The following is a 12,456-nucleotide window of genomic DNA, read 5'->3' as shown; positions in this document are numbered from 1 at the left end:
TGTTTTTAATCATTTCGGCATTCTTCAATTCGGAGCTGTAGCATGGCAAAGGAAAAATTCCAGCGGACCAAGCCGCACGTCAACGTGGGCACCATCGGTCACGTGGACCACGGCAAAACCACGCTCACGGCGGCCATCACCACCGTGCTGGCAGCCAAGTTTGGCGGACAGGCCAAGGCCTACGACCAGATCGACGCCGCCCCTGAAGAAAAAGCGCGCGGCATCACCATCAACACCGCGCACGTCGAATACGAAACCGCCAGCCGCCACTACGCCCACGTGGATTGCCCCGGTCACGCCGACTACGTTAAGAACATGATCACCGGTGCCGCGCAGATGGACGGCGCCATTCTGGTCTGCTCCGCCGCCGACGGCCCGATGCCGCAAACCCGCGAGCACATCCTGCTCGCGCGCCAAGTCGGCGTGCCCTACATCATCGTCTTCCTCAACAAGTGCGACATGGTGGACGACGCCGAGCTGCTCGAACTCGTCGAGATGGAAGTGCGCGAGCTGCTCGACAAATACGACTTCCCCGGCGACCAGACCCCGATCGTGCACGGCTCGGCCAAACTCGCCCTCGAAGGCGACAAAGGCCCGCTGGGCGAACAAGCCATCATGAAACTGGCCGATGCGCTCGACAGCTACATCCCGCAGCCCGAGCGCGCCGTCGATGGCGCCTTCCTGATGCCGGTTGAAGACGTGTTCTCCATCTCCGGCCGCGGCACCGTGGTCACCGGGCGCATCGAGCGCGGCATCATCAAAGTCGGCGAAGAGATCGAAATCGTCGGCATCGCCACCACCCAGAAAACCACCTGCACCGGCGTCGAGATGTTCCGCAAGCTGCTCGACCAAGGCCAAGCGGGCGACAACGTCGGCATCCTGCTGCGCGGCACCAAGCGCGAAGACGTGCAGCGCGGCCAAGTGCTGTGCAAACCCGGCAGCATCAAGCCCCACACCCACTTCACCGGTGAGGTCTATGTGCTCTCCAAAGACGAAGGCGGGCGCCACACCCCGTTCTTCAACAACTACCGGCCGCAGTTCTACTTCCGCACCACCGACGTGACCGGCTCGATCGAGCTGCCCGAAGGCAAAGAGATGGTCATGCCGGGCGACAACGTCAGCATCACCGTCAAACTCATCGCCCCGATCGCCATGGAAGAAGGCCTGCGCTTTGCCATCCGCGAAGGCGGCCGCACCGTGGGCGCCGGCGTGGTGGCGAAGATTTTGGATTGATCTGGATTGATTGCGCATAGGGGTATAGCTCAATTGGCAGAGCGTCGGTCTCCAAAACCGAAGGTTGTAGGTTCGATTCCTACTGCCCCTGCCACCTGACCGGCGTGCGGTCGGAGTTGGTTTTACAAAGCCCGCCGAAGTCGCAAGACCTCTGGTGGGCTTGCGTTTCTGCAAAGAACGCATTTTTAGGACTGGATTTCATGGCATCCCCCGAAGTAGAGACCGTCAGCAGTGGCGCCGACAAGGCCAAGCTGGGTGCTGCCGCCGCGCTGGCCGTGGCCGGCTTTGCGGCCTTTTTCTGGCTCGAAACCCAAGGCGCCTGGGTGCAGTGGGCGGCGCTGCTGTTCGGGCTGGCCGCCGGCGCGGTGGTGTTCTTCATTTCCGAGCCCGGACGGCAGTTGATCGGCTACGGCCAAGACTCGTGGCGTGAAACGCAAAAAGTGGTCTGGCCGGCGCGGCGCGAAGCGATCCAGATGACCGCCTACGTGTTCGCTTTCGTTGTCGTCATCGCGCTCTTTCTCTGGCTGGCCGACAGCCTGATCAGCTGGGTGCTGTACGACCTGATCCTGGGCTGGAGATAAGCCATGAACGCTGCCGAAACTCCCATTCTCCCCGATCCATCCTACAGCGCCGCGCCTGCCGAAGGCATGCGCTGGTACGTGGTGCACGCCTATTCCGGCATGGAAAAGGCGGCCGAGCGCAACATCCTCGAGCGCGTGCAGCGCGCCGGGATGCAGAGCAAGTTTGGCCGCATTTTGGTGCCCACCGAAGAGGTGGTGGAGATCAAAAACGGCGTCAAGCGCACCACCGAGCGCAAGTTTTTCCCTGGCTACGTGCTAGTCGAAATGGTGCTCGACGACGACACCTGGCACTTGGTCAAGAACACCGCCAAGGTCACCGGTTTCGTGGGCGGCGCCCGCACCCGCCCAACCCCGATCTCAGAAGCCGAGGTGCAAAAGATCATCGGCCAGATGCAAGAGGGCTCCGACAAGCCACGCCACAAGGTCGAGTTTGTCACCGGCGAATACGTGCGTGTCAAAGACGGCCCCTTCACCGACTTCAACGGCACGGTCGAAGACGTCAACTACGACAAAAACAAGGTGCGGGTCTCGGTCACCATCTTTGGCCGCGCGACCCCGGTCGAACTCGAGTTCAACCAGATCGAAAAAGCCTGAGTCGACTCGGGGTCAGTTGCCCCGTGGAGGTTTAAGGCAGCGTTGGAACTCGAGGGCTTTGCTGGGGTCGAAGCCCAGTCGCAGGCAGCGGTGCCTTACACTGTGCCTGCTTGCCCCTAGCCGATCCCAAGGAGTTTAACCCCGATGAAACGTGTAATGCTGCTGATTCTGACCAACGTGGCCGTGATGGTCGTGCTGCTGGTCATGACGCGACTGCTGGGCTTGGATCAATTCCTGACCGCGCAGGGCCTGGACCTGTTTGCGCTGGCTGGGTTTTCGCTGGTGATCGGTTTTGGTGGCGCCTTCATCTCGCTGCTGATCAGCAAGCCGATGGCCAAATTCAGCACCAAGTGCCAAGTGATCAAACAGCCGCGCAACGCCGACGAGGCCTGGCTGGTGCACACGGTGCAAAAATTTGCCGACAAGGCCGGCATCGGTATGCCCGAAGTGGCCATCTACCAGGGTGCGCCCAACGCCTTTGCCACCGGGGCCTTCAAGAATTCGGCGCTGGTCGCGGTTTCCACCGGCTTGCTGCAAAGCATGACGCGCGACGAAGTCGAAGCCGTGCTCGGACACGAGGTGGCGCACATCGCCAATGGTGACATGGTCACGCTCACGCTCATTCAAGGCGTGATGAATACCTTCGTGGTGTTCCTGAGCCGCGTGATCGGCTACATCGTCGATCGCGTGGTGCTGCGCAACCAGAGCGAGGCCCCCGGCATTGGCTACTGGGTGACGACGATCGTGATGGACATCGTGCTGGGTATCTTGGCGGCGATCATCGTTTCGTGGTTCAGCCGCCAGCGCGAGTTCCGCGCCGACGCCGGCGCCGCGCAACTGATGGGGCGCAAACAGCCCATGATCAACGCCTTGGCGCGCTTGGGCGGGCTGCAGCCAGGCCAGCTTCCCAAAGAGATGCAGGCCATGGGCATCAGCGGCGGCGGCATGCGCAAGTGGTTCTCGAGCCACCCGCCGATTGCCGAGCGCATCGCGGCGCTGCAACAACAACAAGGTTAAAACCGAGGCGGCTTTGCCTTTGCGCAAAAGCGCCAAGCCGCAGGCGCTTGGCCTTCGGCTGCAAGCTCTCAGATTCTGAAACCGCAGGCGCTAGACCAGCCCTCTGCTGGTGTTCATCCATAGGTTACCGCCTCGCGCCGCGCACCCCGGTCGGGTGCTGGCGCCGGCTGTCCCAGCGCGTGGCAGGCCAACGCTTCGGCCACGCGGATACCGTCCACCGCCGCCGACAATATCCCGCCCGCGTAGCCCGCCCCTTCGCCGGCCGGGTACAGGCCGCGCACGTTCAGGCTTTGGTAGTCGTCGCCGCGCGGGATGCGCAGCGGCGACGAGGTGCGGGTTTCCACACCCGTGAGCACGGCGTCGGGCAGGTCAAAGCCACGGATCTGCTTGCCAAAGGCCGGCAGGGCTTCGCGCAGCGCCTGCAGCACGCAGTCGGGCAGCACATGGGCGAGGTCGGTGGGGTGCACGCCCGGCTGGTACGAGGGCTGCACGCTGCCAAAGGCGCTGCTGGGGCGCTGGGCCAGCAGGTCGTCCACGCGCTGCCCCGGAGCGCAGTAGTTGCTGCCGCCGGCCACAAAGGCCCGCGCCTCTAGGTCGCGCTGCAGCACCACGCCGGCCAAGGGGTGCACTTGGCTGCGCTCGGCCAGCGCTTTTGCCTGCTGCGCGTACAGTGCACCGCGCTCGGGGCCAAAAGCGGCAGCCCAAGCCGCGCTGTCGGCAGGAAATGCTTGCGGAAAATCGCGCGGCTCGATCGCCACCACCAAACCGGCGTTGGCGTTGCGCTCCTGGCGCGAATATTGGCTCATGCCGTTGGTGACCACGCGCCCGGTCTCGCTGGTGGCGGCGACCACGGTGCCGCCCGGGCACATGCAAAAGCTGTACACCGCGCGCCCGTTGCGCGCGTGGTGCACCAACTTGTAGTCAGCCGCACCGAGCAGCGGGTGGCCGGCGTGCCGGCCCCAGCGCGCGCGGTCGATCAGGTTTTGCGGGTGCTCGATGCGCACCCCGATCGAAAACGCCTTGGCCTGCAGCACCACGCCTGCGTCGTGCAGCATGGCAAAGGTGTCGCGCGCGCTGTGCCCCAGCGCCAGCACCAGGCGCTCACAGGGCAGCTCGGTTTCGGCGCCCGTGGCCTGATCGTGCACGCGCACGCCGCGCAGCCGCAGGGCTTGGAGTGCGAGTGCGTCGGCAACTGGTGGCAGGCTCCCCGGCGTGGCACGGTCGGGTTCATCGGGAAAATCGGGCGAATCGGGCTCCAGCAGCAAGGCGCTCACGCGCTGCTCGAAACGGATCTCGCCGCCCAAGGCGATGATCTGCTCGCGCAGCGCCTGCACCACCTTGACCAGCCTGAAGGTGCCGATGTGCGGGTGCGCTTGGTACAGGATCTCGGGCGGTGCGCCGGCGGCCACGAACTCCTGCAGCACCTTGCGCCCGAGCCAGCGCGGGTCTTTGATCTGGCTGTAGAGCTTGCCGTCTGAAAACAGGCCCGCGCCGCCTTCGCCAAACTGCACGTTCGATTCGGGCTGCAGCTGCTGTTTGCGCCACAGCCCCCAAGTGTCGGCGGTGCGTTGGCGCACCGGGCGGCCGCGCTCGAGCACCAGCGGTTTGAGCCCCATCTGCGCCAGCGCCAGCGCCGCAAACAGGCCGCAGGGGCCAAAGCCCAGCACCACCGGGCGCCGCTCGGGGCGTGTGGGCCAGCCAGCCGGGGCGCAGGCCGGGGCGTGCCAGCGCATGTCCGGGCTGGGCTGGATGTGGGGGCGGCCGGCGAGGCGCTGCAGCAGTTCGGCCTCCTGCGAGGGGTCGGCCAAGGCCAGATCGACCACATAGACCACGCGCAGCTGCACCGAGCGGGCATCGAAGCTGCGCTTGTGCACCTGCAAGTGCGCGATCTGTGGCTCGGGCACACCCAAGGTCTGCGCCGCCAGCGCGCGCAGCGCCGCCAGTGGGTGCACCGCGTCCGGGTTGGACTCTGTGGGCACAGGCAGGGCGGACAAATCCAGTTTGAGTTCAGACAGGCGCAGCATGGCGGGCTCGTTTTGATCAAGCAACGGGATCGGGATCATACGCCGGCTCGAGGCGGCTGGTCTATGTGGAGGGTACAAGTGGTGGGCACAATCCGGGATAATCAAGCCCGTGAAGCCTGCCAGACCGCCGCTGGCGCAAGGCCCGAAAGGGCGCGCTGGAGGAACGTCCGGACTGCACAGGACGGCGCAGCAGCTAACGGCTGCCCACCGCGAGGTGAGGATCAGAGCAACAGAGACGAGTCCCCAAGAACCATCCGCTGCGGCGGCCGGAGCCTGGGGGGTGAAACGGGCAATCTCTGCGCGCAGCAACACCAAGTAGGCCAGCGTTGACGTGGTTCCGCGGAGCTGGCGGGTAGGTGGCACCGAGCCGTGTGGGCGACCCACGGCCCAGAGAAATGGCGGTCACGCGGCGGGCAACCGCCGCGCACAGAATCCGGCGTATCGGCAGGCTTCACACTTTTTTCAGGCGGGTTGCGGCAGCGTCGAGCGCTCCGGCGGGACCGGTGCATCGGCCGCAAACACCTGCCCCTTGCGGCTGGCCTTGGCGTTGTACATGGCCAGATCGGCAGCGCGCAGCAAGCCGTACAGTTCGCTGCCGTCATCGGGCGTGAGCGCCACGCCGGCAGAAGCCGACACCTGCAAACGCTGGGCCCCGTAATCGATCGGTGCTTCGAGCCCATGGCGCAACCGCTCGACCATGGCGTCGAGCTCGGGCCGCGCCGGGCACTGGGCGAGCAGCACCACGAATTCGTCGCCACCCAAACGCACGGCCAAATCGCGCTCGCGCGTGTGCAGGCGCAGGCGCAGACCGATTTCACGCAGCACCTGGTCACCCGCCTCGTGGCCTAGGGTGTCGTTGATGGGCTTGAAGCGGTCGAGGTCGAACAACACCAGCGCGTGGCGACCGGGGCGGCGCAACAGGGCGTTGCCGATCTCATCCAGCCCGCTCCGGTTGTAGAGGCCGGTGAGCGTGTCGGTCAGGGCGGCCTTTGCCAGGTGCAGGCTGCGCTGTTCAAGCTGGGTGTTTTGCTGCTGCACGAAGCGGATGCGGGCGCTCAGGGCCGCCGCAAACACCAGCGACTGCGCCACGATGCCGATCTCGAGGCTGTTGTACAACCAAAACAGCTGCTCCGACCAACCCCAGTTGACCGCCACCACCGTGCCCACGGCCATGAAGGGCAACAGGCTGCCGGCGAGGTACCAGCGCGCGGGGCGGTAGCCACGTTGCCACTGGCGCGCCGCGATCAGCGTCAGGCACACGCTGCCCACCACCGCCACGGCCTCGTTGAGGTGCTGCGCCCACACGGTATGCCCCAGCACACCCAGCAGCAAGGCCAAGCCGCAAAGGCAAACGAAGCCCAGCAAGAAGCCGTCGATGCGCCGCTCCTTGCCGTGGCTGTTCAAAAAACCGCGGGCAAAGGCGGCGCAGGCGGCCAGCCAGAGGGCCGGAAAAATCACGTAGCTGTGCTCGATCCACCACGGGTTGGCAGGCCACAGATACTGGGCGGCGTGGCCGTTGAAGCTCAACAGAGATAGGCCGGCGAACGCGGTCATGAAACCGAAAGCCAGCAAAACCGGGTCGCGCAAAGCCAAGTAGAGCGCCAGCATCGCCGCCAGCAGGGTGAGCAGCATGCCGTAGATGACGCCGTCGAACAGGCGCTGGTGCTGGCGGCTCAGGTGGTAATCGTCCGCGTCCCACAGCGTGGGGGTCATGTACTGGGGGATGCTCGATTGCACCCGCAGGTACAGCGTGTAGGTGCCGGGCTGCGGCAGGGCCACTGGAAAAACGGCGCGCTCGCTGCCCAGAACCCGGCTGGAAAACGGGTGGATCAAGCCGGTGGTGAGCGGCGCCGCCAAGCGCTCGCCGGTGGCCGTGAGCGGCCCGTAAAAAGTGACGTCGCGCAAGGCGGTGGTGGGCAGTTCGAGCAGCCAGTGGCCGTCGGGGCTGGGTTGCACCACGTCGATGCGCAACCACCACACGGTCGGGCCGTGGGCACGCAACAACTGCTCTGGGTAGTGCCAGGACGCAGCTAGCGCCGGCTGGCGCACCTGCTCAAGGCTCAAGGCACCGGTGGGGTCGGCCAACAAGGCCACGCGCCCTTGCAGGTGCAGGCCGTTTGGCAGGCGCTCGAGCACCACGGCGGTAGCGGGCGGCCCTGATGCTCCAGGCGTTTGTGCCAAGACCGGCGTGCCGATCAGCAGGCCAGCTGCCAGCGCCAGCAGACCAGCGGCCAGCGCCAGCAGAGCAGCGGTATGGGCCAGCAGCGCATTGCTGCGCGCCAGCAGCCCCGCGCCCAGCGCAAACAGCCAGCCCAGCGGGCGCACACCCACGCAGCGGCGCGCTGGGCGCGGCCCGCTGTGTTTGGGTTGTAGGATGGCGCTCATGCTTAACCGCGCAATGTACCGCTTTCAAAGGCTGCAGGGAAGCGAATTTTGCCACCTAAGCTGGCATGGCCGCCCTAGGCAGGCAGCCCACGATACTGCCTACACTTCGGAGTATGATGAAGCCGAAAAACAACAAGAGGTGGTGAGTTGGGACGATCGAACGCGTTGTGGGCCGTCTGCTCGGTGTGGGCAGGCAGGCGTTGCGTGCTGTGGCTGTTGCTTGGGTGCTTGGTTTGGGGATCGGGCACCGCTTGGGCGCAGCCCGGTCTGAATGGGGCCAGCGCTGCGGTGGCCGATGCGCGGCCGCTGCTCACGCTGGGGGTGTTTGCCTACCGGCCCAAGCCCATCATGCTCCAGCGTTTCACCGCCTTGGGCGATTTTTTGAGCGCCAAGGTGCCGGGCTACCGTTTCGAGGTGCAGGCCTTGAACGGAGACGAACTGGAGCAAGAGATCGAGGCCGGGCGGGTCGATTTCGTGCTCACCAACCCGGTGCATTTTCACCTGTTGCGCGAAGGCGGTCGCTTGTCGGGTTCGCTGGCCTCGATGGTGCTGCGCCACGGCGACACCCCCGTGCACGGCATCGGCGGGGTGATCGTGCGCCTGCCCGATCGCACCGATTTGGCCACGCTGACCGATCTGCGCGGGCGCCGCATCGCGGTCTCGGGGCGCGAGAGCCTGGGGTCGTACATGGCCCCGGCGGCCGAGTTGCTGCAAGCCGGGGTGCCGCTGCATGAGTTACACATCGTCGAAACCGGACAGCCGGTGGATCGGGTGGTCGAAGCGGTGCTGCAGCGCGAGGTCGATGCCGGCTTTGTGCGCACCAGCGTGCTGGAAGACTTGGAGCGCGAGGGCAAGCTGCAGCCAGGGCAATTGGTGCACATGAACCCGCAGCAGGTACCGGGTTTTGCGTTGCGTCTTTCGACCAATCTGTACCCGGAATGGCCCTTCTTGGCCGCTGTGCATGTGCCGCCCGAACTCTCGCACCAGGTGGCGCTGGCGTTGATGGACTTGCGCCCCCACGACCCGGCTGCACTGCAGGCTGGGCTGTACGGCTTTAGCATCCCGGCCGACTACGCTGCGGTGGAGCGGGTGATGCGCGAGCTGCGCATGCCGCCTTTTGATCAACTGCCGACGGTGACCTGGGCCGACGTCTGGCTGCGCTATCAGCTCTGGATCGTGGCTTTGGGTCTGAGTGGCAGCTTGGTGCTGCTGCTGGCGCTGGGGCTGGGGTTCAATACCCGGCGCCTGGTGCGCATCAGGCGCGAACTGCAGGCGGATCGGGCCTTGCTGCAGCAGCAGCGCGAGGCGCTGGACCGGCTGGCGCACTACGACCCCCTGACCGGGGTGCCGAACCGGCGCCTGCTCGAAGACCGGATGCAGGTGGCGCTGGCGCGCGCGCGCCGTCAGGACAGCCGCTTGGCGGTGTGCTACCTCGATCTGGACAATTTCAAACCGATCAACGACCTGCTCGGCCACGCCGCCGGGGATCGGTTCCTGATCGAGATCACGCGCCGCTTGCAGCAAGGTTTGCGCGCCGCCGATACCCTGGCCCGGCTGGGCGGCGACGAATTCGTGCTGCTGTTGGCCGATTTGAGCCACGAAGACGAGTGGCAGCCGGTGTTGCAGCGCATGCTGGAGGCGCTGCGGCAGCCGGTGCAGATCGATGGCCACGCGGTGGCCTCGAGCGCCAGCGTGGGGGTGGTGCTGTTTCCGGCCGCGCCCGACGACCCGGCCGACCCCGATACCCTGCTGCGCCACGCCGATCAAGCCATGTACCAAGCCAAGCAAGAGGGGCGCGACCGCTACCGGGTGTTCGATCTCAAGGCTTGAACAGCCCCAGCGCATCGATGCGCTGCAGGTGCGCCAGCAGCGAGCGCCGCGCCACCGGCCACAGGTGCGCAGGCACATCGGCATAGACCACGGGCAGCCAGTCGTCGACTTGGCCCTTGGGCAGCGCCCGCATGGCCGACAGCACCCGCGCCTCTCGCTGCAGGCGGTGCCGGCGCAGCCGCTCGATGGCTTGCAAGGGTTGCGTCAGCGCATGGCCGTGTGCGGGCAGGATGTGGGTCACGCCCGCGTCCAGGCACAGCGCCGCCAGGCTATCGAGCGCATCGAGGTACGCGCTCATGTCGCCGTCGGGCGGTTCGATCACCGTGGTGCTGCCCTCGAGGATGTGGTCGCCGCTGAACAACAGGCCGTCGCCTTCGAGCAGCAGGCACAGGTGGTTGGCGGCGTGGCCGGGCGTGTGCAGGACGCGCAGCCGCAGCGGCGCCGAGCGCCCGTCGGGGTGGGGCAACTCCAGCACCTCGCCATCGTGCAGGGTGCGGTCGGGGCGGAAAAAACTGTGCTCACGCGCCGTGGGGGCGCTGGGCAGGCCCAAGATCGGCGCGACTGGCGCAGAAGGGTGCGCTGGGCGCTGCGTCGAGGGGCCTTGGCGGCACAGCGCCTGCAGCGGCACGGCGGCGGGCGAGTGGTCGGGGTGCGAGTGCGTGCAGACGATGGCGCAAATCTGGCCGGCGGTGGCATGCCACAGGCGCTGCACGTGGCTGGCATCCAGCGGGCCGGGGTCGATCACCCAGTAGCCGCTGGTGGGCGCGCCGATCAGGTAGCTGTTGGTGCCGGGGCCGGTCATCAACCCGGCGTTGGGGGCCGTCAGGCGCAGCACATGCGGCCGCAGCGCCACCGGCTGTTCGTGTTGCCAGTCGGGCGGGTCGTGCAAGGGCAGGGGGTGGGTCATGGTCGGATCAGGGAATGGTGCGCGGTTTGTGCGGGTGGCGCGGCAACAAGTGAAGGGCGGCAATGGGTGGCAAAGGTGTGCAATCGTAAGGGCTGTAAATTTGGGTCTGGCGGCTAGGCAGCGCGGCACCATAAGGCTGATAATGACACCATTGTCAACTGCCAAGGAAAAACCATGCGCTTCGTCCCTTATGCCGCCTACACCGCTTTGGCCGCCGCTGTGGTGCTCACGGCCGGCTGCGCCACCATGACCGAAACCCAGCAAGGCGCCGCTCGCGGCGCCGCCATCGGTGCCGTGGCCGGTACCGTGATCGGCGCCGCCGCCGACGGCCGCGACGGTGCGCTGCGCGGGGCCGTGATCGGCGCCGGCGTGGGCGCCATCGGTGGCCACATTTGGTCCACGCGCATGGAAGAGCAGCGCCGCGCCATGGAGGAAAGCACGCGCGGCACCGGGGTCGAGGTCACGCAGACGGCCGACAACCAGCTCAAGCTCCACATCCCGAGCGATGTCTCGTTTGCCGTCGGCCGCGCCGACATCCAGCCCAACTTCCGCCCGATCCTCGACACCTTTGCCCAGGGCATGCTGCGCAACCCGCAAGCGCGCGTGCGCATCATCGGCCACACCGACAGCACCGGCACCGACGCCATCAACAACCCGCTGTCGATCAACCGCGCCGCCAGCGTGCGCGACTACTTGGTGGCGCGCGGTGTGCCGATGGGCGCGATCAGCATCGACGGCCGTGGCGCGCGCGAGCCGGTGGCCAGCAACGACACCGCGGCCGGCCGGGCGCAAAACCGCCGCGTCGAGATGTTCATGGCAGAGGCCGCGCGCTAAGGCGCAGTCGCAGCCCGCAGCGGCCGGCAAAGGCCCGAGTGGGGGTCCCAAGTTGGGCGGCGGCTGGCCGATAATGCGCCCATGCGCATTCCGTTCACCAAAATGCAGGGTGCGGGCAACGACTTTGTCGTGCTCGACGAGACCCGTGGCCGCTTGGGCCTCACGCCGGCGCAGTACCGCCTGCTGGCCGACCGGCACTTTGGCGTCGGGGCCGACCAGATTTTGAGCGTGCGCGCCGCGCCGCACGCGGGCGTCGATTTCGCCTACGCGATCCACAACGCCGACGGCGGCGAAGTGGAAAACTGCGGCAACGGCGCGCGCTGCTTTGCGCGCTACGTGCACGAGCGCGGCCTGAGCCCGCGCCCCACGCTGCGGGTGCAAGCCGCCGCCGGGGTGCTGGAGTTGCGCTTGGGCAGCGACGGCCGGGTCGGGGTCGATATGGGGGCGCCGGTGTTCGAGCTCGAGCGCATCCCTTTCGACGCTGCGGGTTTGCAGCCGCGTGCGCAGGGTGGCTGGCAGGTGTGGCCGCTGGCGCTGCCGGCCGATCTGTCCCCGACCCCTCAACAGGAGCAGGTCGAGCTGTCGGTGCTGTCGATGGGCAACCCGCATGCGTTGCTGCGCGTGGCCTCGGTGGCCGAGGCGCCGGTGGCGCAGTGGGGGCCTTGGCTCGAAAACCATCCCCGCTTCCCGCGCCGCGTCAACGTCGGCTTTTTGCAAGTGCTGGGGCGCCAGCAGGCGCGCTTGCGGGTTTATGAACGCGGGGTGGGCGAAACGTTGGCTTGCGGCACCGGAGCCTGTGCGGCGGTGGTTGCCGGCATCCGGCATGGCTGGTTCGACGAAGCCGTCGAGGTGCAGTTGCCCGGCGGCACTCTGCGCATCGAATGGCCGCTGTCGCGCCACGGCCTGGCTGCTTCCGTGCAGTTGATCGGCCCGGCTGAGACGGTGTACGAGGGGGTGATCGATCTGCCGGACCTGCCCGAGCGGCCTTGAACGGTCTTGCAGGTCTTGACAGGCCTGCAGCGGCTGGGCGCTTGGCGGAAAATCGCGTCTT

At 66.7% G+C, this 12,456-nt stretch carries 9 protein-coding genes, 1 tRNA gene, 1 other RNA gene and 1 pseudogene; 9 read left to right on the top strand and 3 right to left on the bottom strand.

Going from position 1 to position 12,456, the window contains the following annotated elements:
- Window positions 1-42 precede the first annotated feature (42 nt).
- From tuf to htpX, 5 genes are all read left to right on the top strand, one after another.
- On the top strand, window positions 43-1,233 hold the full coding sequence (gene tuf, locus ACVMK0_RS10125) for an elongation factor Tu (RefSeq protein WP_045536781.1): 1,191 nt from the start codon (window positions 43-45) through the stop codon (window positions 1,231-1,233).
- 18 nt (window positions 1,234-1,251) lie between these two features.
- Window positions 1,252-1,327, top strand: a tRNA-Trp gene (locus tag ACVMK0_RS10120).
- A 106-nt stretch (window positions 1,328-1,433) separates the two neighbouring features.
- Complete coding sequence (gene secE, locus ACVMK0_RS10115; RefSeq protein ID WP_045536780.1) at window positions 1,434-1,814, top strand: preprotein translocase subunit SecE; 381 nt, start codon at window positions 1,434-1,436, stop codon at window positions 1,812-1,814.
- A gap of 66 nt (window positions 1,815-1,880) precedes the next feature.
- Window positions 1,881-2,408 (top strand): transcription termination/antitermination protein NusG, encoded by a 528-nt coding sequence (gene nusG, locus ACVMK0_RS10110; protein WP_231851290.1) that lies wholly within the window; start codon window positions 1,881-1,883, stop codon window positions 2,406-2,408.
- Window positions 2,409-2,552: 144 nt separating this feature from the next.
- Window positions 2,553-3,425 (top strand): protease HtpX, encoded by an 873-nt coding sequence (gene htpX, locus ACVMK0_RS10105; RefSeq protein ID WP_476463725.1) that lies wholly within the window; start codon window positions 2,553-2,555, stop codon window positions 3,423-3,425.
- A 113-nt stretch (window positions 3,426-3,538) separates the two neighbouring features.
- Here htpX and ACVMK0_RS10100 read toward each other — a convergent pair whose 3' ends face one another.
- Entirely contained in the window at window positions 3,539-5,449 is a 1,911-nt protein-coding gene (locus tag ACVMK0_RS10100; RefSeq protein WP_476464683.1) for an NAD(P)/FAD-dependent oxidoreductase, read from the bottom strand.
- Window positions 5,450-5,560: 111 nt separating this feature from the next.
- Between ACVMK0_RS10100 and rnpB the strand changes: the two genes are divergently transcribed.
- Window positions 5,561-5,906, top strand: an RNA gene (rnpB, locus tag ACVMK0_RS10095) — RNase P RNA component class A.
- Window positions 5,907-5,911: 5 nt separating this feature from the next.
- Here rnpB and ACVMK0_RS10090 read toward each other — a convergent pair.
- On the bottom strand, window positions 5,912-7,834 hold the full coding sequence (locus tag ACVMK0_RS10090) for a diguanylate cyclase domain-containing protein (protein ID WP_476463724.1): 1,923 nt from the start codon (window positions 7,832-7,834) through the stop codon (window positions 5,912-5,914).
- 204 nt (window positions 7,835-8,038) lie between these two features.
- Here ACVMK0_RS10090 and ACVMK0_RS10085 point away from each other — a divergent pair, with 204 nt between their 5' ends.
- A complete protein-coding gene (locus ACVMK0_RS10085) occupies window positions 8,039-9,664 on the top strand; it encodes a diguanylate cyclase domain-containing protein (protein ID WP_476463723.1) in 1,626 nt (541 codons plus the stop codon).
- Here the strand turns inward: ACVMK0_RS10085 and ACVMK0_RS10080 are convergent.
- Window positions 9,654-10,583, bottom strand: a pseudogene (locus tag ACVMK0_RS10080) (MBL fold metallo-hydrolase); the annotation flags it as partial. The gene ACVMK0_RS10085 and the pseudogene ACVMK0_RS10080 overlap by 11 nt on opposite strands.
- A 162-nt stretch (window positions 10,584-10,745) precedes the next feature.
- Between ACVMK0_RS10080 and ACVMK0_RS10075 the strand changes: the two are divergent.
- Both ACVMK0_RS10075 and dapF read left to right on the top strand, forming a co-directional pair.
- Window positions 10,746-11,405, top strand: a complete 660-nt coding sequence (locus ACVMK0_RS10075) for a YiaD family glycine zipper/OmpA-like lipoprotein (RefSeq protein ID WP_476463722.1) — start codon at window positions 10,746-10,748, stop codon at window positions 11,403-11,405.
- A gap of 81 nt (window positions 11,406-11,486) precedes the next feature.
- The gene (gene dapF / locus ACVMK0_RS10070; RefSeq protein ID WP_476463721.1) at window positions 11,487-12,395 is read left to right on the top strand and encodes a diaminopimelate epimerase; all 909 of its coding nucleotides are present in this window, start codon (window positions 11,487-11,489) and stop codon (window positions 12,393-12,395) included.
- Window positions 12,396-12,456: the final 61 nt, after the last annotated feature.

It is taken from the genome of Serpentinimonas sp. SSL01 (assembly GCF_056323735.1).
Note: the sequence above shows the minus strand (reverse complement) of the source record. Positions and strands in the feature narration are given on the sequence as shown.